The following is a 25,352-nucleotide window of genomic DNA, read 5'->3' on the forward strand; positions in this document are numbered from 1 at the left end:
CCGCTTTCCGTCGAGCGCCTGAACCGTCTTCTGAGTTACATTGGTCGTCAGAGGCCCACTCCCCGCGTGAGCATTCTTCTTAAAGATGTGCGGCGCGCGCTTCGCGCTCTGGTGGCTGCGCCCGCTTTCACAGTGGCGGCGATACTCTCGCTGGCCATCGGAATCGGCGCGAATACCGCAATCTTCAGCATCGTGGATGGACTCCTGCTTCGTCCTCTCCCGTACGCGGATGCTGACCGGCTCGTCATACTCTGGAACCGCTCGCCCGGCCTCGACATAACGGAAGACTGGTTCTCCACCGCGCAATACTTCGACATCAAGAACGGCCACCATGGCTTTGAGCAGGTCGCGATCGCTATCGGCGGTAACTACAACCTCACCGGATCCGGAGACCCGGAGCGCGTCGGGACGATCAGAGTCTCCTCGAGTCTGCTCCCGATGCTGGGACAGAAGGCAGCAATCGGACGACTGTTTGTTCCCGACGAAGACCAGCCTGGCCGAACGGCCACTGCCCTTCTCAGTTACGGGACATGGGCGCGGCGCTTTGGTTCCGATCCCGGCATTGTTGGCAGGAAGATCATTCTGAACGGCGTGAGCTATCAAATTGTCGGTGTCATGCCGCGCTCGTTTGCTCTACCTCGCGAGGTCATGCCGACCTTGGACGGCGCCGAACAGGCCGAGATTTTGCTGCCCCTGCCTCTTCCCGCCAATGCAGTCCAGGATCGCGATCACGAAGACTACAACATAATGGGCAAGCTCAAGCCCGGGATTTCTGTCGAGCAGGCACAGGCCGAAATGGATACTCTAACGGCGCACCTGCGGCAGAAATTTCCCGAAGTGTATCCACCCAACGGAGGCCTTACGTTCGGCATCGTGCCGCTCCTCGAGCAGGTCGTAGGCAATGTCCGGCTCATCCTGTACCTGTTGCTCGGGGCGGTTGGTTTTGTGCTGGTGATCGCCTGCGTGAACCTTGCAAACCTGCAACTATCACGCGGAATCGCGCGCCAAAAAGAAATCGCAGTGCGCACAGCGCTGGGCGCAGCGCGGATGCGGATCGTTCGCTTGTTACTGACCGAAAGCGTCCTGCTTGCCTTCGCCGGCGGCGCATCGGGCATCGCTTTGGCATTTCTTGCCTTGCGCGCGGTGCGGCTGCTCGGTCCGCAGATCGTTCCGCGAGTGAACGATGTCGGCATTGGTCTAGCCGCACTCGCGTTCACATTCGTGGTTTGTATCTTGTCCTCAATTCTGTTTGGACTCGCACCGGCACTGCGGGCGTCGCAGGTCGATGTGCAAGCCGCTCTGCAGGACACCAGTCGCACCTCGTCCGGCGTTAGCGCGATTTGGGGACGAGGGAACAATCTTCGCCGCTCCCTCGTGATCGCCGAGATTGCGCTTTGCGCGATGATGCTGATCGGCGCCGGCCTTCTCATTCGCAGCTTTGTTCGCGTGCGCGATGTCAATCCCGGCTTCGATCCCCGCAGTGTACTCACGCTCGAACTAACCATGACGGGTGAGCGATACAAGGACAAGGAAGCAGTTCTCGCTGCTTATCACGAGCTTTGGCAGCGGCTCGAAAAGTTGCCGGGTGTCACCTCCGCCGGCGCCGTCACTTCGCTTCCGCTGAGTCAGATGTTTGCATGGGGGCCAATCACCGTTGAGGGACGCGTTCCCCAGCCGGGTGAGAAGTTCATCAACGCCGATACCCGCATGATCAGCGGACGTTATTTCCAGGCAATGAGGATATCCCTGCGGGAAGGTCGGTTCTTCAACGACGACGATGTCGCCGGCAAACTTCGCGTGGCAATCATCGACGACAACATGGCCCGGCAACTCTGGCCAAACCAGGACCCGGTCGGCAAGCGTTTCCATATTGGTGGCGTTTCCGAGACAACCTCTCCCTGGATCACAGTGATCGGTGTGGTCATCCAGGTGAAGCAATACACTCTTGACTCGGACTCGCGCATAGCGTTTTACCTCCCTCAAACGCAATACGTCACGCGGGCCATGAATGTCGTTATGCGCGCCAGCAGCGATCCTGTTGCTCTTGCGTCCGCAGTGAAGCAGCAGATTCACGAACTCAATCCCGATCTTCCGCTCTATAACGTCAGCACCATGCAGGAACGCTTCGGGAATTCTCTGGCCCGCCGTCAATTCACCATGCTGGTACTGGGAATATTTGCCGCAATTTCGCTTGGCCTCGCGGTGATCGGAATCTATGGACTCATCGCCTATCTCGTCGGCCAGGGCAGCCGTGAAGTGGGCATTCGGCTGGCGCTTGGCGCTACACGCGCCAACATAATGGCGCTGATTGTTCGCGGCGGAATGACCCTGGCTTTTTGGGGAGTCGGTATCGGCATGGGCGGCGCACTGGTAGTCAGCCGGTTGATGCGCTCTCTGCTCTTCGATGTTGGTGTCACCGACGTCGCGACCTTCGTCACCGTCCCCGCTCTTCTGGCTTGTGTCGCTTTTCTCGCGAGTTATATCCCTGCGCGCCGCGCTTCCCGCATCGATCCCAACATATCGTTGCGCTGCGAATAGCAGAGACGAAATCCCCATGCCCTTTCCTCGCCTCTGCTAAACTGCGCCCATGCGCACAGTCTCTTCCCTGCTTTTCACGGCTCTTGCCGCCTCAATGTTGTGCTCAGCACAAACCACGCCCACTCCGCGCGCCACGTCGAAACGCCCCAGAACCGCGGCTTCTGCAAAAACCAAGTCAATCGTCGGCACCCCCGATGTCATCTACTTCGACGGCATAATCTACACCGGCGAAGGTTTCGCTGAAGACAAGCCGCAGACAGTGGAAGCCATCGCCATCGGTGGCGGCAAAGTTCTCGCCATCGGGACCACGGAAGAGATCACGCGCCTCGCCAGGCCCAAGACCGTCCTTCACGACCTCGATTCCGCCAACACCAGCACCTTTATCTTTCCCGGCTTCAACGATGCCCACACACACCTTGGCGGCGCTGGCCGCACCAAGCTCAACGTCGACCTCACTGGCGTCAAATCCCTCGCCGACATGCTTGCAAAAATCAAGTCCGCCGCCGGCTCAGCGCCTGCAGGCCACTGGCTCACCGGCGGCAATTGGGATCACACCCTGTGGGAACAAAAGGTCCTGCCCACACGCCAGGATCTCGACAAAGTTACCGGCGACCACCCCACCTTCCTCGATCGAATCGACGGTCACATCGCCATCGCCAACTCCGCCGCACTCGCCGCAGCCGGCATCACCGGCAAAACAAAACCGGCGCAAGGCGGAGCCATCGACCTCGACGCCACCGGCGAACCCACCGGCATCCTTCGCGAAACCGCCCAAGGCCTCATCTACAAAGTCATCCCACCGCCCACGCCTGAAGAGCGCCGCAAAGGCGATGAACTCGCCATCACTGATGCACTCAAGCACGGCGTCACCAGTGTGCAGGACTTCAGCGACTGGAACGACTTCCTCGTCTTCGAACAAATGGAGAAAGAAGGCAAGCTTCATCTTCGTATCAGCGAGTGGCTTCCCTTCCGCGACTCACTCGACGAATTGAAAGCCCATCGTACGCACCACGACGCCAACGATCCCCTGCTCCATACCGGCATGCTCAAAGGATTCATGGATGGCTCACTCGGTTCCCGAACCGCCGCGATGAAAGCTCCCTACGCCGACGACTCCGGCAACACCGGCCTCCCGCAATACACACAGGACCAGCTCAACAAAATGGCCGTCGAACGCGCAGCCGCCGGATTCCAGCTCGGCTTCCACGCCATTGGCGACAAGGCCTCCGCTATGGCCCTCGACGCCTACTCCCAGTCCGGTATCTCCACCACCGCCCGCAATCGCATCGAACACGCGCAGGTCGTCGATCCCGCCGATATCCCGCGGTTCAAGAAGCTCGGCGTCATCGCCAGCATGCAGCCTAATCACCTGCTCACCGACATGAACTGGGCCGTCGATCGCCTCGGTCCCAAGCGCGCTGCTTATTCTTATGCGTGGAAAGCCTTCCTCACTGCCGGAGTGCCTCTCGCCTTTGGCACCGACTATCCTGTTGAGCCCATCACGCCTTTTCGCGGACTCTACGCAGCCGTTACGCGCATGAACGAGGCCGGTACCAAAACCTACTACCCCGAAAACAAACTCACCCGTGGCCAGGCTCTCTACGCCTACACACAAGGCTCGGCCTACGCTGAGTTCGCCGAAAAACACAAAGGCAAACTAATCCCCGGCTATGACGCCGACTTCATCATCGTAGATCGCGACCTCTACAAAGTCGGCGCACCCGCTCTCCTCTTCACCACCGTGATCCAAACCTTCGTAGCCGGCCAGGACGCCCTCTCAACCTCAGACCAATAGATCCTCGCGATCTTTTACAGCTTCGGTTTCATGACGATCTTCTGTTCCATACAAAGTGTGTCATCCTGAATGGAGCGCATTGGGCCCCGCGAACGCTTGCGTTTGTGGGGTAGGCGAAGTGAAGGACCTGCTTCTCGCGATTCCCGCACTTTCATCGCAACATGGGTGGGAAAGCACGAACCCACATCCACCAAGACCCAACTGACATAATCAAAAAACATGAAACTCCGCGCCTATCTGCTGATGACTTTCGTGGTCGCCGTCTGGGGAACCACCTTCGTCCTCATCAAGGGCGCACTGGCCGATTCCACGCCCGCAGCCTTCAATCTCATCCGCATGACGCTGGCCTTCGCGCTCCTCGCTGTCGCGTATCACGGCTCCTGGCACACCATCCGCCGAACCCACATCGCCGCCGGAGCGGTCGTCGGCCTCTGCCTCGCTGCCGGCTACCAGTTCCAGACCATCGGCCTCGTCCGCACCACGCCCTCCAAATCCGCATTCATCACCGGACTCGTCGTCGTTCTCGTTCCTCTCTTCTCCATCGTTCCTGCCTTGCGTCCTCCCGGCGCGCGCGCCCCCCGCTGGAATGCTTTTCTCGGCGCTGCTCTCGCCTTCTTCGGCATCCTCTTTCTCACCTCGCCAGCAAATCTTCCCGCCTCTTCCTCGGCACTGGCCACGTTGCTTCCCGATCTCTCGTCCATGAACCTCGGCGATGTCCTTACCTTCGGCTGCGCCGTCGCATTCGCTTTCCACTGCATCGCTCTCGGTCATGTCTCCCCGCGAATTCCCTTCCAGCCCCTCGCCATCCTTCAAGTCGGCTTCTGCGCGCTCTTCATGGCCGCGAGCCTTCCCTTCATCGAGCACCCCCACGTCCACTTCACTCCTCGCCTCATCACCGCGCTGGTCATCGCCGCCGCACTCGCCACTGCGGCCGCGTTCTCCATCCAAAGCTGGGCCCAGTCCATCCTGCCCTCCACCCACACCGCGCTCCTGCTCACGCTCGAACCCGTGTTTGCCTGGATCACATCCTTTCTCGTGACCGGCGAGCGTCTCGGCCTTCGCCCCGCGTCCGGCGCGCTCCTCATCCTCGTTGGCATCGCTCTTACTGAACTCGTTCCCCAGCCCCACGTCCCCACCGCACACGAAGCCTGAACAGCCTCAATCCGCCGCCACAGCTTCCGCGCGAAGCTCAAGAGCATCCTCAATCACGTTCGCCGCAATCTCCAGCCCTTTCACCTTCCACCTTGTGCCCCCGATGCTGCAGCCGCTTCGCCAACGCCGTCATGGGATTGATATGCCCTGTCCCCGGAAAACAGAAAGCACCAGGTCTTGCCATTCTTACTCCCGCCATCAGATTTGTTTCAGTCGTAGGGGGAACGATGCGCTGAGCCCCGCGGATGTGTCCCGGCACCGAAAATCTACCTGGTCACCGAGTGCATCTTCAACAATAATTTCGGGGCAGGTCCGTATCTTCGGGAACACTCATTCCATCGCCACGCCCCAATTTTGAATAGTCTTGTGCCAACTGCATGTTGCACAATAATGCGAGGCCCCCACCGAGCGCTCAGGAAAGGACACTGCCGTGCAATCGCCGTGGAGAAATCTCCGTGGACCCGCAAGGCTGCTTGCCCTGTGCGCCACCATTCTGCTCGTCGCTTCAGCACTTCTCGGCGTCGAAGCCGGCATCATGCTCATCCTAGGTCCGGCGCGCAGCATCGTCGTCAAGCCGTTCGTCCTACTCGGCTATCTCGAGGTCTGCGCCGCGTTCTTCTCACTCGTCGGCATCGTCTGCGCCGTCGTGGGCTTTATCTTCTATCATCCCTACCTCTACCTCAGTGAGAAGATCATGATTTACCGCGCCCGCCACACCGCCGAGGTCAGCGACGAGCACACCTCCTTCGAAGACGTAGATCCGGTACACATCCACAACCCCGAAGAAGACGGCGCCCCCGACTAGCTTCTCCTTATCGGCACCATGCGAACTTTCTTGTGCGCCCTTTCACTCCCTACCGGTGACTTATGAAAAGACTCCTCGACGAAACTGCCGATCGCGCTGCCCGCTACCTCTCCTCTCTTCCTGAGCGTTCCGTCGTTCCCTCTCCCGTCTCCGTCGCCGCTCTCAACAAGCTCGGCGGTCCGTTGCCTGAAGCATCCACAAACCCGGTGCAAGTTCTCGCCCTGCTCGACGACATCGGCTCGCCTGCAACTGTCGCGACTGCTGGCCCACGCTATTTCGGATTCGTGATTGGTGGCACTCTCCCTGCCGCGCTCGCCGCCAACTGGCTCGCCGGCGCCTGGGATCAAAACGGCGCCATGCAGGTCATGTCTCCCGTGGCTGCACGCCTTGAAGAAATCGTGCTGAAGTGGACCATCGATCTTCTCGACCTTCCCCCGGGCTCCGGCGCCGGATTCGTTACCGGAACCACCATGGCCAATTTCACTTCCCTTGCCGCCGCACGTACTGCGCTGCTCAAGCGGGCGGGCTGGAACGCCGAAGAAGACGGCCTCTTTGGCGCGCCGACCATCGATGTCGTAGTCGGCGCGGAAGTCCACGTCTCCCTTCTCAAAGCGCTTTCGCTTCTCGGTTTCGGCAGGTCCCGGGTCACGCGCGTGCCCGTCGACAACCAGGGTCGCATGCGTTTCGACGCGCTTCCCCCACTCAATGACCGCACCCTGCTCTGCATCCAAGCGGGCAACGTCAACACCGGCGCATTCGATCCCGCCGAACAGATTTGCGGCCGCGCCCGTGAAGCCAATGCATGGATCCACGTCGACGGAGCGTTCGGTTTGTGGGCCGGATTATCTCCGCGATATGCACCATTGCTCACCGGCTTTAATGCGGCCGACTCATGGGCCATCGACTGCCACAAGTGGCTGAACGTCCCCTATGACTCAGGTCTTGCAGTCGTGCGCGAGCCCAAGCACCTGCAAACTGCCATGTCGATCACCGCCGCATACCTCGCGTCCAGCAACATGCGCGAACCCTGGCACTATGTGCCGGAATCATCACGCCGCGCTCGCGGGATTGAGCTATGGGCGGCCATGCGCTCCCTCGGTCGCACCGGACTCTGCGAACTCATTGAGCGCAATTGCCGTCAGGCACGTCTCTTCGCGCAGCTTCTCGCGGACGCCGGATTTTCCATCCTCAACGACGTCTCCCTCAACCAGGTTCTTGTGTCCTTTGGAACTCCCGACCAGACCCGCGAAATTATCGCGGCCATTCAAAGCGACGGCACATGCTGGTGCGGCGGAACCGAGTGGCAAGGTAACACCGCCATGCGCATCAGCGTCTCCAGCTGGGCCACAACCGACATGGACGTCGAGCGCAGCGCCGCCGCCATAATCAGCGTGGCACGAAAGATTTTGTCGCCTGCCTGATTGTCTGAAGCTCTGAAGCTCTGAACTCAGAACTTCGAACTCAGAACTGTTCTCACCGCGCCGCCGCCTCCGGTGAATCCGCCAGAGCATACGCCAGCACCGCCATGATCGCCGCATTCTCGTTCAAACGCTTCTTATCGATCTTGTCGAAAGTATCCGCCGCCGTGTGGTGATAGTTGAAATAGAACCGGCTGTCCTGCACGGGCGCAAAGCTCGGCACGCCCTTCTCCGTCATTCCCGCAATATCCTCGCCCGTCTCCGGAGCGTTCTCGAGCGATCCCGCGCCGTTCGCATCCAGCACCTGCGCCACCGGCCTCAGCCACCGCCCCAATTCCGGCTTGCCTGCATAGAAGATTCCCGTCGGATGATCCGCGCCCAGATCGCTTTCGATCGCACCCACATGGTTTCCCATCTCGGCCGCGTGCTCCTTCATATACGCGGCCGCGCCCTCCGAACCTTCTTCCTCGCTCATCCACGCAATCACGCGCACCGTCCGCCGCGGATGAACCCCCAGCTCCTTCATCAATTGGATCGCCTGCATCGACACTGCCACACCGGCGCCATCGTCAATCGCTCCCGTCCCTAAATCCCACGAGTCCAGATGCCCCGACACCACCACCAACTGCTCCGGATGCTCCGTCCCCTTCCAGTCCGCGATTACGTTATAACTCTGCGCGTCCGGCAGCGTCTGAGGAGTCAGCGTCAGATGCATCGTCACTGGACCCTCGCCCGCCAGCACCTTCAACATCTCCGCGTCTTCCGCAGTCACCGCCGCTGCGGGAATCTTCGGCGCTCCCGGTGCATACTCCGTTTGCCCCGTATGCGGCAACCTGAAATCTGCTCCTCCTACGCTCCGCACCAGAACCGCGACCGCCCCCAGCGCCGCACCCGCGATCGGCCCCGCCGCGCGATACACCACGCCATTCCCATACGCATCGAGCCCATGCCCCGTCGCCGCCAGTTCCTTGTCGAAAGGATGGTTGAACAGCAGAATCTTCCCTTTCACCGCTCCAGTCGGCAGCGCATGCAACTCGCTCCAGCTGTCCACCACCACAACTTCAGCCGTCAGGCCCTCCGGCGGAGTCGCTACGCTTTCCCCTAGTGCCGTCAGCACAATCTTCTGCGTCGTTCCCGCAGCCTGCCCCGGCCACGCGGTCAGTTCGGCCGTCTCCAGGCCGCGCACCCAATGCGGCACTGAAGTCTTCTCCAGCGTCACCTCCGCACCCAGCGCCCTCATCTCACTCGCAACATAATCCACGGCTTTCTGCGCCTGCGGAGACCCGCTCAGCCTCGGCCCGATATTGTCAGTAAGATGCTCGAGCTCGTTGTAGGCGTAATCGCTTTTCATCGCCGTATCGCGCAGCCGCTCCATCGTGTGGATCTGGTCGTCGGTCCACGCGCTCTTCCCGCCCGCCATCATCTGGTTGATCCGGTCCAACATCGTGGGCTGTGTTCCAGCTCCATCCGGTCCCTGCACACTCTGCGTTGCGCTCGTCTGCGCTACGCACAATCCCGCCCCGGCCGCCAATGTAGCAGCCGCAATCGTCATGAATCTGCACCACTTTAATGGGGAAGCCATGCCGGATGTTAGCACGGCCCATGCAACACTCTTTGCCCTTCGAACCGTCTATATAACAGAGATGGTTTTGCATTTTCTCTCCCGGGAGCAACCCCGCTTTTCAACCGACATACATGACCCTCTCCCGGCTCCGGCCTCGTGGCACGTCAGAGGAACAGCTCAGACTGGCTATACTTAGATTTGGCGCTTTGAATTTTCCCAGCCCTGTTGGCTGAACTCGTTAAGAGGTCTTCGAACCGATGAAATCCCTCCTTGCACGCATGCGCGCGAACCGTCTCGCATCGACGTTCCTTATCCTCGCCACCGTCTCTGCCGCCCTCGTCGGCGGCTCCTTCGCAGCTCACGGAGTGCGCGGACAGGAAAGAACAAGCGACAGCAGCGATGCCACGCCCCTCAAGGTCGCTAACTCTTCCACCGAGCCCAATGCGTTCGTAAAAATCGCCAAGGCCGTCGGGCCCGCCGTGGTCAACATCAATACCCGCACTCTGCCCAAGGCAGCCGACCTCAAGAACCGCCATCCCAATCCCCACAGCCGCATCCAGCCCAACCCCCAGGCCCCCGGCGACGATGACGACAATCAGGACCAGAATCCGGATCAGGGACAAGGCCAGGGACAGGGACAAAATAATTTCCAGGACTTCTTCAATCGCTTCTTCGGCGGCCAGATCCCCGACCAGGGCGACGGTGGCGACGACGGGCAGGTGCGTGAATCCCTCGGCTCCGGCTTCATCGTCGATGCCAAGGGATACATCATCACCAACAACCACGTCATCGAAAAAGCCGACCAGATCTTCGTCAAGCTGTCCACAGATCCGGATTCGCAAGACCTCGGACGTCCCGCGCGCGTTATCGGCATCGACAAGGCTACCGATCTCGCCGTCATCAAGATCGACACCAGTTCGCCCCTGCCCACCGTCAAAATGGGCAACTCCGATCAGGCAGAAGTTGGCGACTGGGTTGAAGCCATCGGCAGCCCTTTCGCCCTCGCGCAGACCGTCACCGCCGGCATTGTTTCCGCCAAGAACCGCACCATCGAGCCCGGAGTCGCCGGCCAGTTCCAGCACTTCATCCAGACTGACGCAGCCATTAACCCCGGCAACTCCGGTGGCCCGCTGCTCAACATGAATGGCGAAGTCGTCGGCGTCAACACCGCCATCTATACCCAATCCGCCGGATACCAGGGCATCGGATTCGCCATGCCCTCCAACACCGTCGTCTCCGTCTACAACGACCTCGTCAGCCCCAGCCACAAGGTTGTCCGCGGATCGATCGGCATTTCCTTCCACTCCGGCCTTTCGAGCGCCATTAATCGCGTTTATGGCTTCAAGAATGGCGTGCTGGTTCAACTAGTTCAGCCCGGTGGACCAGCCGACAAGGCCGGCATGAAACCCGGAGACATCATCACTTCGATTGATGGCCGCTCCATCAAGGATGGCGACGACCTCGTCAACGACATCGCCAGCCGCCGTCCCGGATCCAGCATTCGCCTCGGCTTCATGCGCGACGGCAAACAGAGCGACGCCACCGTCACCGTCGGTGACCGCGACAAGGTTTTCGCGGAAATCGCCGGGCAGCAGCTTCAAACCACTCCCGATAACACCAGCGAAGCAGGCGAAAAACTCGGACTCGCCGTTCGCCAGGTCACCGATCAAACCGCCTCGAAACTGCACACCCCCGGCGTCATCATCCAGTCCGTCCGCACCGGTTCCTTCGCTGACCTGCAGGGTCTCGAGCCCGGGCTCGTGATTGTTCGCATCAACAAGCACTCAACCGGGACCAAGGACCAATTCGATGCAGTCGTCAAAAGCCTGAAGACGGGAGACGACATAGTGTTCGAAGTCATGGATCCCCGCCATCCGGAAAATGGAATCAACTACATAGGCGGAACGTTGTAGCAGGGCTCGCGCCGGGGAGAGAGCACCCAGCCTCTCGCTCCTCCCCGGCATCTAAACTTGGAAGGCTGGGTTTGAATCTGGCATGACGTTCAGTCATGCCGCAGAGTCCACCCCATGAGAGGGGCCTTATTGCCCCTGCAATGCGATACACGTCACAGACCCAACCCGAACGCCGAAGGTACAACGGACCATGTTGGACTTTCGTTTTTTTGCCGAACTTTCGTTTTCTTTCTTGCCCGTATTTCTCTGGTGCCGATTCCTTTTTGTTGACACACTCGATGGACGTTCCAGTAGAATCTGCTCCACGTCCAGGATCTTAATCTCTTGAGGTAACCAGCATGCTTTCATTCCGAGCAAGCCTGGCGTTGTTGCTTTCCGCCGTTCTTTGCGCCGCTCCCGCCTTCGCGACCCCGACCCATAAGAAGGCTTCGAGCTCCCACACCCGGCATTCCAGCAAATCCACAAAGGCCAGCGCCAAGTCCCGCCACAAGAAACTCCATGGCCAGCAAGGCATCGACACCGCCCGTGCCACCGAGATCCAGCAGGCTCTTATCCGCGAACACTACATGACCGGCGAGCCCACCGGACAGTGGGACTCGACAACCATGGCCGCGATGCAGAAGTACCAGGCTGACCAGGGCTGGCAAACCAAGCTCATGCCCGACTCGCGCGCGATCAAAAAGCTCGGCCTCGGCCCCGACTACTCCAACGCCATCAACGCATCTGGCTCCTCATTCAACGGCCCCAAACCCGCCACCGACATCCCCGCCGCGCAAGCCTCTGGCTTCGCCTCGGCGTCCGGCGTGAACCGCTAGAAACTTTCCCGTGCCGAGCAAAGGCCGCCTCGTTGGCGGCCTTTTTCATTTGAGCGACCGTTACCCTGATGGTTGCCCACAAACCGATAGAAACCCGGCTCGACCTCGACGATCGCGGCAGCGTCGACTCCATCAACGGCGCTCAACCTACGGAGTGTTGAACATCGCTCGAAAGTCCGACCGGTCCTTTAATGGTGCAAAGTCAGCGTCCGATTGAATCGATGCTGGGAGAAACTGCGGCGGAATCGTTTTGAGCCAAACGATCGCGGCCTCGGGATCATGGTCGAGTGCACACGCTCGGGCGGCAGGCAAGCCAAGGTCTCGCGCACCGAGGCCGCCAATCATCTTTGCCCGCTCGAATTGCTCTCGCGCTTCTTTGTAGTGTTTCGCTCCGGTTAGAGCGTTCCCGTACGCAAGCCGCAGGCGCGCATCCTGAGTGTGGGTATTGACGAGCTCGGAATAGAGCACCGCGGCATTGGCAAAGTTCCCGGTCGACATGGCGCCAGCTGCGCTTGCTTCCGCGAGTCCGCCTTGCAGAGCCGATTGATGAGCGTCGGTGATTGCGAGTCGCGCAAAATGGAATGTCTCCTCGATAATTTCGCGTGAAAGATCGTTATCATCCAGGACGTCAAAACCGTGACGCCCCCCAGGATAGTTCAATACAGTCCAGGGCGCGTTCGCGGCGATGCCGGCACTTGTCCTCTGGTCGAATGTTTGATTTGCCAGTGGCTGGTCGAGGCCGGCGCGTACTAGCAGTACTGGCCGGCACCACCCGCATTGCAGAACAAGCGGCTCATTTACAACCTGCTCTTTCACTCGAGCGTTGAGACCCTGTTTGAGATCGCTCGCGATCGACAGCGGCGCCAGATCGCAAATTCAGGCGATAAATATGCAGGATCGCCGAGCCTTTCGTCTCGGAGGGTGCGGCATCTGAAGACGCGCGCGATCGCTCGCGGGCGCAGAAGTTTGTCCAGCCTGTGCATCTCGCTGCTGCGCATTTCTGCTCACGGGTGCAGGAACCCGGACAGTTGATGTCGCAACCTTGGTAAGAGTAATTGTCTGAGTGCACTGCTCCGAAGTACCGTTTGTATTAAATGCATTGAAATTGATTTTAATGGTGGCGTTAAAAGCAAACTTCATGGTCCGATGGTTGTTGTCCATTTCAATTTGAACTGGTATCCAATCAGAGTCCCAACGACGCTCCCAGCTTATTTCCCCTGTATCGAGGATGGTGCCCCTTAACGTTGGCTTGTCTTCTTTTTTCCCTTTGGCGGTGGTTATATATCCTTCGATCCCCGAGTGTGCCTTGGAAAACTCAATAGTCCAATCGAAATGTGCGATTTCATGTCCCTTGTGGTCCGCCCTGGAAAGGTGTCCGTTCCAGGTTCCGAGTATGGAGATGTACTCCATTTGCTTCTCAGCTTGTTTTTCTGCTTCTTGCTTTTCGAACCAGCCCTTGTTCTTAAGTTGCCCGAGCAACTGCTGCAAAAACGAATCCGTGCTTTCTGCTGCACCCGCGGCCAGCAGTTTCTGGCCAGCCTCATACCCTGCCAATGGATCATTCAAACTGATCGCTGAAGCCGCACGAAGCTGCCAAAGCAACATCTGATCGGGGTGTTTCTGCATAAATGAATTGCTCTGTTCCATAAACCGCTTGAGAAGAGTTTTCTGCTCATCCAAGTCGGTGGTTTGTTGCGCCTGGCGCGCCAGCACGATCAGGGCGTTGTAGTCGACCTTGTCCATGCCGGTGAGGTGTTCGGCACTCGCATTCGTCGCGGGTTGGGGAGTCTGACCGGTCGTCGGCGCTGCATTTGCTGAGCCGCCCGACGAACGCAGCTGATCGATAAGTGCCTTGGCCCTGATGAGTCGCTGATCATCGGGATAGGCAATCAGCAAGCCATTCGTCAACTGTTGTGCTTCAGTATATTTTCCCGCGTGAACCAGTTCGCTTATCTTCCGGGTCATTTCGTCTGGAGCCAGGCTGCTCGGCGTGGCAGTCGTGGAAGCCGGATTGGCCGGCACTTCGGACTCCGGCATTGCATTGCTCGGAGGAGCAGGGGGCATGGCCTGCGCTACAAGGCGCGGAAGCAGGAGCAAGCCAAGAAATAGCCCCGAAATCGCCGCAGTTGCATTGCATCTCATGGGATCTCTACACCTCATTCAACGGATAGATTGCACATCTTCTATTTACCTGACAAGTCGCTTTTCGCCATCTCTTTCAGCTTTCCGGATTCGTCTCGCGCTTCAGTTTCTGGAACAACAGCCAGTCTCATATGCACGATGAAACCATCGGAGAGATCGACACGGATCCAATATTCCTTGCCGGATTCCATTTCCAGGTCGTAGACAGGACGGTCTGATTTCACCGAGCGGTAAGTCACATTGATGTTGTGCTTGCCAGCGGGCAAATCCACTCTGACAGACTGCGCATTGGCGAGCTTGGCAACACGTCGTCCGTCGATCTCGCAATCATATTGCACAAATGCACCGGTCATATGCGAAAGCCGATAGAGATGCAGGATCGCGGTTGCTGGCCCCACCGGATTTGCCGGTTGCGAAGATGCAGCGTTGATCGTGGTTGAATCTGCCCGCACGTCAGGTGCAGGGGCTAGTGGAGCCGGAGCGCTTGCTGTTGCTGCACGTTGGGAGGGTGGTTGTGGATTGGAATCGTCAGTAGGAGTTGATTCTTGCCGCCCAGGTGCCGCAGGTTCGGTTGCCCTTCGTCCAGCGACCGCCGGAGTCTGCTGAAGTGCGCTTTCTGGAGACGGACCAAGAGTCTTCTTGTCGATCTCGATAAAGTGCCAACGCGCCACCGCTGCGTTGCCCAGCACCGCCGGCGGAAGAACCACATTGTTTGCGATGGTCTTTTTGGCGACACCATCTTCGGTAACAGCGAGGAAATAGAACTTTCTTCCGTCCGTGGGAATAAAGTAGAATCCGCAGCCTCCACTTCCTCCGAAGGCGGAATTCCCCACGCAGAGCACTTTCATTTCGTGGATATCTTTCTTGAAAAAGTGAATGTTCTCATCCGATGAGTTGTAGGTGGCGTCGGTGGGAGTGATCGTTAAATGTCCGTAGGTATAATGCAATCCGCTGGCATGGGCAACGGGGAAGGTGTATTTATCATGATCTTGTCTGGCTTCTTCCGCGCGTCGCGCATCGTCAATGGATCGAGCCTGACTTTCGGCTTCCCGCTGATTCAGCCATCCTTTGTTCTTGAGCCGACCTAATAACTGCTGCAAGGCGGGGTCGTTGCTCTCCGCGCCTCCGGCAGCGAGAATTCTCGCTCCAGCCTCATACCCCGCGGCGGGATCATTCATGCTCATGGCCACTTGCGCCCGAAGCTGCCAGAGCAGCATCTGTACCGGATGCTTCTCTAAGAACGCACTGCTCTGGTCCATGAATTGCTTCAGCAGCCTTGTCTGCTCATCTAAGTCGGTGGTTTGCTTCGCCTGCCGAGCCAGCGCGATCAGGGCGTTGTAATCCACCTTCTCCATACCGGTGAGTGGCTCGGCGTTCGCGTTTGACGGAGATTGGGTGGGTTGGCTCGCGACCGGAGCCGCACTGATGGAACTGCCCGGCGCGAGCAGCTCATCAATCAGTGCCTTGGCCTTGATCAGGCGCTGGTCGCCGGGATAAGCGATGAGTAAGCCCGCCGTCAAAGTTCGCGCCTCTGCATATTTCCCAGCGTGCACCAGGTCCATGATCTTTTTTGTCGCCTCATCGGGCGCCACGTTGGTTTGCGCCGGACTGACTGTTGCGGTGGTGGTGGCGGGTGGCGTTGTCTGGATCTGGGAGTGGAGCGGGACGAGATACGTCAGGGCAAGAATCAACCCAGGCATGCTCCGCGCGGTGATCATAAGTTCTCACTGTCCTTTCAACTGCCAACCTCTGAGTTTGTACCTGATCTCGTTGCTCCCTAATTCGGCACGATGCCTAGCGCAACAGAGCCGGGGTTGTTCCGGGCTCAGGGCGATAGGCCACGCCTCGTTCCTGAAGCATGGTATTGAGTTCCTTGCTGCTTAAGAACAGATGCCGCTCTGGTCCCTGGTTTGAGTCCATCATCACGAACCACGTTTCGCCAGCATGTTGAAACGCCTTCGTAAGCACGACTTCATGTCCGCCGCTCACGTCTCCATTCGGCGGGACGACATTAATCATGATGGGCCGGCCTGTGTTCAAGGTGTTGACGAATTCTGAGCTCCGTACCACCTCAGCTTGACCGAAGGATTCGGCCAGCATGACCACTTCGCCGCCGTTGAGACCTCGGGTCTCGACATAGGACTGCGGATTTGCCCGTTCGCTTGCGCTGCGCCAATCCTCCTGGCCGATCAGGCCGGTTGCGCGCGCGGCCACAACACCATAGGGCAAGCCGGTGGCATTGGCGAGTGCGAAGATGGCGCAATCTTCATGAGTTGTCTGAGCCCCGGCTCCGGGGAATCCGAGCCCGCCCCCTTCGGAGGCTTCGCGTACGATGTCCGCATCTTCGCCACGGCTGAGGATCCCCTGCCACGCGCTGCGGACCTGGCCTCCAGTTACGTTCGGATCGCCGTCGAAATCCAATTTGTGCAAAGCGATGTTGAGGCGCGCCTGCTTTTCCAAACTCCATCCCAGTTTGATTGCTAGCGCGTTCATGTTCTTGATGAGGATGTTTGCCCTTACTGCGGGCTGAGCATCGGCGTTGAAATCGCCACTCTTTTGAATGTGGGAATTGAGCGCGATCGACAACTCGGTCTGCGCTTTCTGGCACGCAGCATCGGCCGCGGAGCCCGCCAAAACAGATCCGCATCGCGCATTGAGGTCGGTGACCCTGCCATGCAGGCTAGCTCGCTCTTCGACCAATTCTGAACGGCGCTGGGCTAGGGCGGGATTGGTCAGAGACAGGTCCGGGGGCAAAACCGTAAGAGCGGGAATCCTTTGCGCAAGCACCCGCGCCGACAGGCTCAACAAGTATGCAGCCAGAACAAGCCAAAACCTTGCATAGCGGAGCGTCGGCCGCGATCCATTCGATCGATCGCCAATTTGCGACCACACGGGGGCTGACTTGTCCATCATTGCGGAGTCGACCCACCGGTGTTTACCGTTCCGTTGGTGGATTGTGACGGGTTGGCGGTTACGGGCGTAGGCGCTTCGTCCCAATTCACTTTGTAGTTGTTCTTAACAAGAATGTCGTTAATCTGACTCTTGGTGGTAGATTCAGCAGCGTTGTATTGATTCAGATTCGTTTCGAGCGTCTGTTGCTGCCGAGCGAGATACTGCGCATCCCCAGTCCCGTTCTTGATCTGTTGTTGAATATCGTTGAGTCTGTTTTGCGTGTCGATCTTCTTTCCGTCCAAATTTCCGTAATAGGCAAGACTGTTTTGGATTGCGTTCTGGATTGCTGGATCTCTCTGGGCCGCGGCGGGAATATGAGCTGCTAGCTCCACTGCGCCGGGTGTTTGCGGGACACTCTTGTTAATGGGAATCGCCGTAGGATGGGCGACGGGAGGAGTGTCAAAACCGTAGCCCGACTGAACCTTGCTTGGTACATTGCTCAAGCCAGCGGCATTTGCAGCCGCGCCGGACTTGTTCGCGCTCGTGAGGGCATCCGTTGTGTTCTTGATAGCAACCTGCGGCACGGGCGCAGAATTGTCGAGCCCTGCGGCCGCCGCGCTAACACTGTTGGACGAACCGAAGAAACTCGTTGAACCTCCGCCAGTTGGCTGGCTGTCGCCGCCCGCAGGAACGGCGCCTGAGGACGATGCCCCCTTTGTTGGGCCCACTGCGTCCTTGAGATCTGCTCTTTCTTCGGGGTTCAATATCTGATCGAGCTGCTTTTCTTTCGCTTCCAATTGTCCAGTTGTCTGTTGCTGCTGGCACGCTGAAGAACCCTGCGCGACACCGGAACATCGGGCGTTGAAGTCGTCAATAGCTCCCCGCGCGGGAGTCGATGGCGACTCAAAAAGCTTGTCAATATCGTTCGCTTGCGGCTGAGCGCCAGGCGGGTCTGAAACCGCTGAAGCATGCTCATTATTTGAAAAAACACTGTCGAGTTGACCTTTGAGTGTTGTCGCATCGACTGTCGTCCCCGTTGTATTGTGCAGATCGACTGCGCTCGCGTCAGAACCAAGGTTTACCAGGTTCAGGCTGGTGCCAGAACTCCCCAACTCGATTGGAGCAGGCCCCAACAGCTCTCCCAATGCGCCGCTAGTTTGATCCGCAAAAGCTGCATCTCTCAGTTGATGTTTTGCCAAATCAAGATTGTGAAGGATGTTCGCGTCGCTTGGAGAAATAGCGATGGCTTTTTGAAATTCATTGATCGCGCCCGCATAGTTCTTTTGCTTTAAGAGGTAAATGCCACTGTTATTCAATTGCTGGACGGCAAGCCGACGCTGCTCCTCTGCTGGATCTGGTTGCAGCGGGATGTTAGGGGCTTTGGGAGCAAATAGTGCATTTCCAAGAACTCCAAGAACTGTGAAACCCACGGCATTTCCAGCGGAGATCCTACCGGTTATGCCGTCCGCGATCGCTCGGTTAATGGTGCTATCGAACTCATGGCCGCGTGCCACTGGAGCCGCACTTGTCGAGCCCGCGACAGAAGCATCTCCACCATTGCAACTGCAACTAATCCCCACTCCGCCCAGGTTAGGGTTGGCATTTCTGGCCTTCGTATTACAATCGGCGGTCGACGCGAAAGTGCCGGCGTTCCTGGTTGTAACTTGTCCCCCCAGGTTCGCTGCACAGGCACCACCAGTAGAGGGGCACGTGAAAGTTACTGTACAGGACATCTGCGCCTTTGCAGAAGTTGGTGTTTGAGCTAAGGAGAACAGCGCCGAGATGCTAATTGCCGGGATAGACCAGCGATCAAAGGAACGCATTTCTCCTCCTAAACATCAAAGATTTGGGAGAGTGCGAGAAGTGGCTGAGCAGTTTAAACATGGCAGACGAGATGTCCGGAGACGAGGTACAGAACGGGCCTAAGCGCATTACTATCTCCAATCTGCTAACCGTTACGAAAGTTTATTGTCTTAGCTGCGATGATTCAGCAACGTACACCCCTATGGCGTCACAAGCAATCCCACTAAGGAACCCTTAGATTCCGACAGTACTGCCTAGCCAACCTTAGAGCTCTCATTGGCACTTCATGAGTTACAAAGCGCGGGCGCACTCATCTTCGCGTCATAAATCGTCAGCGCGAAGGCATTCTCTACATCCACTTCCGTCGTCTTGTGCGCAGTTGTTCCTTTCCATAGATCAAGGCCAACTCATGGCATTGGTTGGGCGCCAGTTGCGCCGCTTCAACCAGGACCTGCTAAATGTGCTTGTTGCGCCGCTCGGATATGCGCTCGACCACGAGAACGCAAAGGCTCTCTGGAAGAAGAGCTACGAGATGGTGGCGAAAGCTTCGCGTAGAAGTTGAGGCGCTGCTCGCTGCTAGCTCATCGACACTGAAGGAGATGCGTAACCCGGCTCTGGAAGAGATTCGGGATCTTTGCATAAATTACTTCGGCCCGAACCGGTAACCAAAGTGACTGTCTGTCAGAAGATACCGCGGATTAGCAGGGTTGGGTTCAAGCTTCTTCCGCAGGTCACGAATTGCAACGCGCAATCTTCCACGATTCGTACCTTGCTCCTGCTCCCAGAGCGCTTTGAAGATCGTTTCATGAGTCAGTGGCTTTCCGGCATTCTCCATTAGAAGATGAAGCAGCCTGAATTCCTGAGGCCTCAAGTGGACGAGTGCCCCCTTCCTCTCAACTCTCCGACGGATTGGGTCCAGTGTAACGTCGGCTACAGCGAGAGTGCGGTCAACGGTTCGTTCCGTCGCGTGATACCGCCGAATACTCGAACGCACGCGCGCGTCCAACAAAGACAGCTTAAATGGCATACCGATGAAGTCGTCAGCACCAGCATCAAAGGCGTCGAGTTGGACACCATCGTTCGCTGCCTTGGCATACGCAAAGACTGGCATGCGAGAATAGTCGGCGCGAATAGAGCGAATGGCCTCTATTCCCAAATTGGTGTTCAGAAGCACCGCATCATACTCGATCATTCGCAGCCGTCGAGCGATCTCATCCGCCGTGGATGCCTCTCCGACATCGAACCCGATCTCGGTGAGAGCTACCCGCAAGTCGCGACGCGAATGATTGTTCTTGTCGGCTATTAGCACGGTTCCGCGGGATGCACCATCGATAGGATTAACCCCAGTTGCGGCGGAGAACCTAGAGTCAGATCGGGATCGGAGGGCGGAGCTTGACGGGTCGGCTGAGTTTCGTTGCGAACGCACCGTTTCTCCTTCAGCCACAGGCAATCGGTTCTCGAGGCCGGACGTCGCGTGTTTCTTTGTCACAGCGCGAATTCACAAATGCTGCGTGAACAAACACTTAGTTTGATTTTCATAAAGACTGCATAAATTGGGGCACCAGGGTTTGGCGGTCTACCCTGTGAAACGCGAAGGTTTCTAGGTTCTTCTCTCACATCGATTCACTAAAACGATAGCCAATATGTGACTCCGTGGTTAGGTATTTGGGGTTCGCAGGATCATCTTCAATCCTTAAGCGAATCTGCCGAATGAAGGTTCGTAGGTACTCCAATTCGTTTCCATATTCCGGCCCCCACACCGATCTGAGAAGTTTGGAGTGAGGAACGGGCCGTCCTGCATTGGCCATGAGGAAATGCAACAACTCGAATTGTTTTGGCGTCAGGTGCACAGCTTGGCCCTTTTTTTGAACCAGATGGCGCTCGGGATCGAGCGAGAGATCTCCTGCCAGAAGGGTCTTGCCTCCGCCCTCGGAGATCTTGTTGCGTCGCACTGCAGCGTGAAGACGGGCAATGAGTTCCCGAAGCTGAAAAGGCTTGGTAATGTAGTCATCGGCGCCGGCATCCAAAGCCTCGACCTTGCGATCCTCGCTTCCCTGCACTGTGAGCATGATGATGGGAAGCCGTGTCGAATTCTTCCGCATCATGCGGCAGACTTCGATACCTCCCATCCCCGGCATGTTGATATCGAGCAGCACTGCGTCGAATTGAGCCGTACGCGCAAGAGCCAAGGCCTCTTCGCCTCGTGCGGCCTCAATGATCACGAAGCCGAGACCAGAAAGGATGGTTCGCAATGAAAGTCTGATTGATCGCTCGTCGTCTACGATCAGCACAGTGCGTTCTTCTGAATTCACTGTATGCTCCCTCCGGTTTGTGGTAGCGAAAGAAAGAAGGTGGTTCCCTCTTGCGCATCGCTGATGACCCACACATGTCCGTGGTGAGCCTCTGCGGCCATCTTTACAGCGGATAGGCCGATTCCAGTGCCGGCAGCCATATCTTTCGATCCATCGCTGCGGTAGAACCTTTGGAAAATGCGCTCTCTGTCGGATATCGGAATTGCCGGTCCAACATTATGCACAGACATCAGGACCTCCGCATGGCTTTCCCACGCCGCAACCTTCACCGCCTCACCCGGATACGAATACTTCGCCGCGTTGTCGAGAAACTGCAAGAGAGCCATGGAAAGCAACTCGCAGTCGCCTTCAATGGTCAGGCCGGGATTAGACACAGTTATTTCTACCGGATGGCCTGCCATGCGCCCAGACTGCTCGCGAATCACTTTTGAGACCAGATCGGAAATGGGAATGTGTTCTCTGCCCAAACTCATCTGACCAGCTTCCAGCTTGGCAGTTTGCAAGAGACGGGTGCAAAGAACATTGAGCTGGCTCGATTCTTCTTCAATGAGCGAGACCAGGCTCGTCTGTGGGGTATTGAGACTGCCGACTTCGCGAAGACCTGAGCTTGCGGTTTGAATTGCAGTTAACGGAGTCTTGAAGGCGTGGGCCAGAGAATCAAGTACCGCGGCACGAAGGCGCTCGCTTTGATGGGCCGCCTCGATCCGACTTTCATTTTCGAATGAAACGCATCGGTCCAACGTAATTGCCGCGAGCGAGACCAGCGCGTCCGTTACCAGTGAGTCGAGACTCCCCAGAATGGCAATCGCCCCCACGGTATTCGTTCCAACCCGAAGCAGTCGTTGCGACGTGTGGTTTTCCGGATCCTCGTTGTCGGCATTCAGAAAGAAGCACTCCTTTGCCAAGTCCACTTCATCATCAGACCAATCGCCCGCTCGATCGCATCTGCCAGAATTTGCGGCGAAGATCGCGACGCCCTCGACCAGAAAAATCCGTCGAATCAATTGGGTCAACTGCGGTCCGGGTGGCTGATGCAAGTTGATCAAAAGCGTACTGCGGCTTAGCTCGTATAGCTGCTCCATTGCTGTACGCTGCAGTGCAGCCTCGTGAGAGCTGCGCTGTTCCCGCGAAGAGATGCGACTAACGACCAGCGCACTCAGCTCAAAAGTGCCTAGCGCGACCCAGTCCTGCGGATCGGCGATGTTCAGAGTGAGATACGGAGGATAGAAGAAGTAGTCCAGGCACAGACAAGCGAGGATTGACACCACTGTCGCCTGCCAAAACCCACAAAGAATCGCCTCCGACACCACAACCAAAAGGAACAGAAATCCAACAGGCGCCGAGTTGAAGTGGAGAATGTATCCCGAAAAACCAAGCAGTGCTACAACCCAGCAACCGGCAAAGCTCTGACCGATAAACTGGGCTCGGGTCCGACGGATCTGGACTCCAAGGATATTGCCGATCTTCATAATCCCAATAGATTCCTGATGCTTGTATCTTCCTGTCGGTAAAGAGTATCCAGAGATTCATCAACAAACCGTAAATGAATTGCAAAGATTATGAAGGGACGGACCAAGCATCCCGAGATCCGTCCCTTCTTCGATTTCGACCTATCTCAATGAGTTCCAAGACAGCTCACTGGACCTTCTCGGTAAGGCCCTCGTAATGCGCAGCCTGCTGGCTCATCTGCCCCGCCTCATAGGTGAGATATTCATAACGGTTCTTCGACGAATCAGCCGGTCTCGGATATTTGGCAGCCACGCTAGTCACATTCTGGCTTCGGCGAATCCACTCAAGCTTCTCTGCTTGAGCTTGTTGCTCATAAGCCTGTTGCCGCGATCTGAAATAGGAGGCGAGTTCCTTGTACTGCTGATCGGTATGTGCCTCTTGGATCATCTTCCGCAACTCTGAATGTGAGTAGTGAGGCGAATTCGTTCGTTGAGCATGGGCAACATTGAAAGTGGCCACGAGCACGGCGATGATAACTCCGACGCCAAGTCTAGTTCTCATCCTGACTTCTCCCTTCATTACCAGTATCGAAATACCTTCATGAAGGAAGCATAAAGTTGAATGCTGTCCATACTAAATCCTTCTGCTTACCTTATTAACTACTTACGAAACGCCGAGAACTTATCGAGATTGGGCACATGTTCGCGGAGTTATATCTGCAGGGAGCGTGGACTAAGGAACGGTACGCCCCTCTTTGACGAATCCAAGAAACCTTCGCGCCAACTCGTGTATGCGATGGTCCTGCCTCTTACGAACGGCATCCCTCGGCAAAAGCTCCGTGCCTACGCCGATCGCCGTAGCGCCGGCGAGAATAAAGCTTGCGGCGGTCTGCGGATTCACTCCGCCGGCGGCGATGATCCGGACTTGAGGTAAAGGAAGCTTCAGTGAGCGAATGTAGAGATCGCCTCCAAGTGCCGCAGCAGGAAAAATCTTCACGAAATCAGCGCCGGCCTTCCACCCTGCAATCACCTCGGTAGGAGTGAGCGCTCCCGGAATCGCGAGAACTCCACGCTTAAGTGCGGCTTCCATGACCTCCGGCACCAGCCCGGTGCTCGTGATGAACCGGGCACCTGCATCGATGCAGCGTTCTGCCGTTTCCTTGTCCAGCACCGTTCCGGCACCGACGACCAGGTTCGGGAACCGCTCTGCGAGTTGGCGAATTACGTCGATGGCGCCGGGCACCGTCATAGTTATTTCGGCGATGGGGATGCCGGCGCCAAAGATGGTTTCAGCGGAATAGAGCGCTTCGTCGGCGCTTGCCACACGAATGCCGGGGAATATTCCAATCTCTTCAATGCACGCTTTAGCTTGTTCCCGCTTCATAGTTGAGTCCGTCCTGGTCGCCAATGGAACCAATGAAAGTCGAACTGCGTGTTGCTCCCGTGGAGATCTCTTTTAGCCGCTGGAACCAACGCGTTGGAAGGACGCTCAATGAATCTCCTCGCGTCCGACCGCAAGATTAAGTTGCCCGGCAGCCGTTAAATAGGCTCCTAACAGTTGGGCATAGGCTAGTTGTACCTGGCGATAGTCGCTTTGCGCGTTGAGGAAGTCCATAAGCGAAGCGCCGCCGTGTTCGTAGGCAAATGTGACCGTATCGCGCACGCGCAGAGCCTGATCATTGTATTTCGCCTTGTACGGCTTGAGCAGCGCGATGTTGCTGCGTACCAGCTCGTATGCTGTATCAACGTCGCTGAAGACCTGCGCGCGCGCGGCTTCTTCAGCCTGTTGGCTCCGGTCGATGTCGATGAGCGTGCGTTTCTTCTCGCCCTGATTGCGGTCGAATATCCGCAGCGGAATGCTTACGCTGACTCCGATAGTCTCTGGGCCATTGGGATTATTGGTCGACGAGTTATTAGTGAACCATCCGGCAAAGGTCGGATCGGTAGAGCCGTTCGCCACAGCCAACTTGTGATTGGTCTCCGACTGCTGAATCGTCTGCAGCGCCGCCTGGAGATCGGGGCGGACGGCAAGGGCATAATTCCGGTAACTCTCCAAAGGCTGCAAGGCGTCGCTGAAATCAAAGGACCCCGTCACATCGAACTGGTCCACGGGGGTGCGGTCGTTGAGCATCTGAAGGAGTTGGATTTTGGCGGTGCGCAGGTTGACAATCGCCGTTTCGATCTCCGACTCGTACTGCACGCGCAGCAGCTCGATGCGATCCAGGTCGATCTGCGCCAGATCTCCAGCGTTGAAGCGGACACGACTGATCTCAATGATCTTGTCGTAATATTCAAGGTCTGCCTTGGCCTGATCGAGAATGAACTTGGCTTGTAGGGTTCCCACAAACGCCACGCGAAGAGCAAAGATCATGTTTCGCTCCAGATCCTCGTGCTGTGATTGTGTGATCCGCGTGCCTTCCTGAGCGCTCTTCAGTCGCAGTTCGCGCTTGTGCTCGCGCTCATGCAGGTAACTGAAGTTCGGCTGTTCAGTGGTTCCCTTAAGGGGAGTCCACACTCCATTGTGAGGCGCGGGTTGCGTGCCATCGACCGATAGGGCGAACTGGGGATTGGGCCGGAGAAAAGCTGTAATCTCCTCAGCCTTCATCTCATCTACGTTGTCGGCATCGGCCTTCAACGCCGGATTGACAGCTTCAAACTTTGCCTTCACCTGATCCCAGGTGAGAGCCTGCTGCGCATGTGCCCCTGCGCCAAGGCCATTATCCATAGACCGCAGAGCAAAGAGTGTACAAGCCAG

20 protein-coding genes are annotated in these 25,352 nt (G+C 57.5%); 8 read left to right on the plus strand and 12 right to left on the minus strand.

The features are described 5' to 3' along the window. The first annotated feature begins 66 nt into the window (after positions 1 to 66). From VK574_RS12805 to VK574_RS12825, 5 genes are all read left to right on the plus strand, one after another. Positions 67 to 2,538 carry an ABC transporter permease gene (locus VK574_RS12805; protein WP_472800232.1) on the plus strand — a complete coding sequence of 824 codons (2,472 nt, stop codon included), beginning with the start codon at positions 67 to 69 and terminating at the stop codon, positions 2,536 to 2,538. 49 nt (positions 2,539 to 2,587) lie between these two features. Continuing rightward, positions 2,588 to 4,333, plus strand: coding sequence for an amidohydrolase (locus VK574_RS12810; protein WP_472800233.1), 1,746 nt, complete (start codon positions 2,588 to 2,590; stop codon positions 4,331 to 4,333). A gap of 219 nt (positions 4,334 to 4,552) precedes the next feature. After that, positions 4,553 to 5,485, plus strand: a complete 933-nt coding sequence (locus tag VK574_RS12815) for a DMT family transporter (protein WP_472800234.1) — start codon at positions 4,553 to 4,555, stop codon at positions 5,483 to 5,485. A 430-nt stretch (positions 5,486 to 5,915) separates the two neighbouring features. Then, positions 5,916 to 6,290 (plus strand): hypothetical protein, encoded by a 375-nt coding sequence (locus VK574_RS12820; RefSeq protein ID WP_472800235.1) that lies wholly within the window; start codon positions 5,916 to 5,918, stop codon positions 6,288 to 6,290. 62 nt (positions 6,291 to 6,352) lie between these two features. Beyond that, a complete protein-coding gene (locus tag VK574_RS12825) occupies positions 6,353 to 7,711 on the plus strand; it encodes a pyridoxal phosphate-dependent decarboxylase family protein (RefSeq protein WP_472800236.1) in 1,359 nt (452 codons plus the stop codon). A 52-nt stretch (positions 7,712 to 7,763) separates the two neighbouring features. On the opposite strand, the gene VK574_RS12830 is transcribed toward VK574_RS12825, so the two are convergent. Further along, positions 7,764 to 9,260, minus strand: coding sequence for a M20/M25/M40 family metallo-hydrolase (locus VK574_RS12830; RefSeq protein ID WP_472800237.1), 1,497 nt, complete (start codon positions 9,258 to 9,260; stop codon positions 7,764 to 7,766). Between the two features lie 269 nt (positions 9,261 to 9,529). On the opposite strand from VK574_RS12830, the gene VK574_RS12835 reads away from it, so the two are divergent. Together VK574_RS12835 and VK574_RS12840 are read left to right on the plus strand one after the other, a co-directional pair. Continuing rightward, positions 9,530 to 11,185, plus strand: coding sequence for a trypsin-like peptidase domain-containing protein (locus tag VK574_RS12835; protein ID WP_472800238.1), 1,656 nt, complete (start codon positions 9,530 to 9,532; stop codon positions 11,183 to 11,185). A 338-nt stretch (positions 11,186 to 11,523) separates the two neighbouring features. After that, positions 11,524 to 12,000 (plus strand): peptidoglycan-binding domain-containing protein, encoded by a 477-nt coding sequence (locus tag VK574_RS12840; protein ID WP_472800239.1) that lies wholly within the window; start codon positions 11,524 to 11,526, stop codon positions 11,998 to 12,000. Between the two features lie 147 nt (positions 12,001 to 12,147). Here VK574_RS12840 and VK574_RS12845 read toward each other — a convergent pair whose 3' ends face one another. From VK574_RS12845 to VK574_RS12865, 5 genes are all read right to left on the minus strand, one after another. Beyond that, a complete protein-coding gene (locus VK574_RS12845) occupies positions 12,148 to 12,816 on the minus strand; it encodes a hypothetical protein (protein WP_472800240.1) in 669 nt (222 codons plus the stop codon). 60 nt (positions 12,817 to 12,876) lie between these two features. After that, positions 12,877 to 14,037, minus strand: coding sequence for a hypothetical protein (locus tag VK574_RS12850; protein WP_472800241.1), 1,161 nt, complete (start codon positions 14,035 to 14,037; stop codon positions 12,877 to 12,879). 146 nt (positions 14,038 to 14,183) lie between these two features. After that, complete coding sequence (locus VK574_RS12855; RefSeq protein WP_472800242.1) at positions 14,184 to 15,860, minus strand: hypothetical protein; 1,677 nt, start codon at positions 15,858 to 15,860, stop codon at positions 14,184 to 14,186. A 76-nt stretch (positions 15,861 to 15,936) separates the two neighbouring features. After that, positions 15,937 to 17,055 (minus strand): hypothetical protein, encoded by a 1,119-nt coding sequence (locus VK574_RS12860; RefSeq protein ID WP_472800243.1) that lies wholly within the window; start codon positions 17,053 to 17,055, stop codon positions 15,937 to 15,939. Further along, positions 17,052 to 18,857 carry a tetratricopeptide repeat protein gene (locus tag VK574_RS12865; protein ID WP_472800244.1) on the minus strand — a complete coding sequence of 602 codons (1,806 nt, stop codon included), beginning with the start codon at positions 18,855 to 18,857 and terminating at the stop codon, positions 17,052 to 17,054. Before VK574_RS12865 ends, VK574_RS12860 begins: the two co-directional genes overlap by 4 nt. 389 nt (positions 18,858 to 19,246) lie before the next feature. Here VK574_RS12865 and VK574_RS12870 point away from each other — a divergent pair, with 389 nt between their 5' ends. Beyond that, complete coding sequence (locus tag VK574_RS12870; RefSeq protein ID WP_472800245.1) at positions 19,247 to 19,399, plus strand: hypothetical protein; 153 nt, start codon at positions 19,247 to 19,249, stop codon at positions 19,397 to 19,399. Between the two features lie 81 nt (positions 19,400 to 19,480). Here VK574_RS12870 and VK574_RS12875 read toward each other — a convergent pair whose 3' ends face one another. The 6 genes from VK574_RS12875 to VK574_RS12900 form a co-directional block, all read right to left on the minus strand. Continuing rightward, positions 19,481 to 20,326 (minus strand): winged helix-turn-helix domain-containing protein, encoded by an 846-nt coding sequence (locus VK574_RS12875; RefSeq protein WP_472800246.1) that lies wholly within the window; start codon positions 20,324 to 20,326, stop codon positions 19,481 to 19,483. 124 nt (positions 20,327 to 20,450) lie between these two features. Beyond that, positions 20,451 to 21,149 (minus strand): response regulator transcription factor, encoded by a 699-nt coding sequence (locus tag VK574_RS12880; protein ID WP_472800247.1) that lies wholly within the window; start codon positions 21,147 to 21,149, stop codon positions 20,451 to 20,453. Continuing rightward, the gene (locus VK574_RS12885; protein ID WP_472800248.1) at positions 21,146 to 22,618 is read right to left on the minus strand and encodes a DUF4118 domain-containing protein; all 1,473 of its coding nucleotides are present in this window, start codon (positions 22,616 to 22,618) and stop codon (positions 21,146 to 21,148) included. Before VK574_RS12885 ends, VK574_RS12880 begins: the two co-directional genes overlap by 4 nt. Before the next feature lie 166 nt (positions 22,619 to 22,784). Then, complete coding sequence (locus tag VK574_RS12890) at positions 22,785 to 23,159, minus strand: hypothetical protein (protein WP_472800249.1); 375 nt, start codon at positions 23,157 to 23,159, stop codon at positions 22,785 to 22,787. Between the two features lie 171 nt (positions 23,160 to 23,330). After that, the gene (locus VK574_RS12895; protein ID WP_472800250.1) at positions 23,331 to 23,981 is read right to left on the minus strand and encodes a bifunctional 4-hydroxy-2-oxoglutarate aldolase/2-dehydro-3-deoxy-phosphogluconate aldolase; all 651 of its coding nucleotides are present in this window, start codon (positions 23,979 to 23,981) and stop codon (positions 23,331 to 23,333) included. A 105-nt stretch (positions 23,982 to 24,086) separates the two neighbouring features. Further along, a complete protein-coding gene (locus VK574_RS12900) occupies positions 24,087 to 25,322 on the minus strand; it encodes a TolC family protein (RefSeq protein ID WP_472800251.1) in 1,236 nt (411 codons plus the stop codon). Positions 25,323 to 25,352 lie beyond the last annotated feature (30 nt).

It is taken from the genome of Occallatibacter sp. (assembly GCF_035317045.1).
Taxonomy (GTDB): domain Bacteria; phylum Acidobacteriota; class Terriglobia; order Terriglobales; family Acidobacteriaceae; genus Telmatobacter.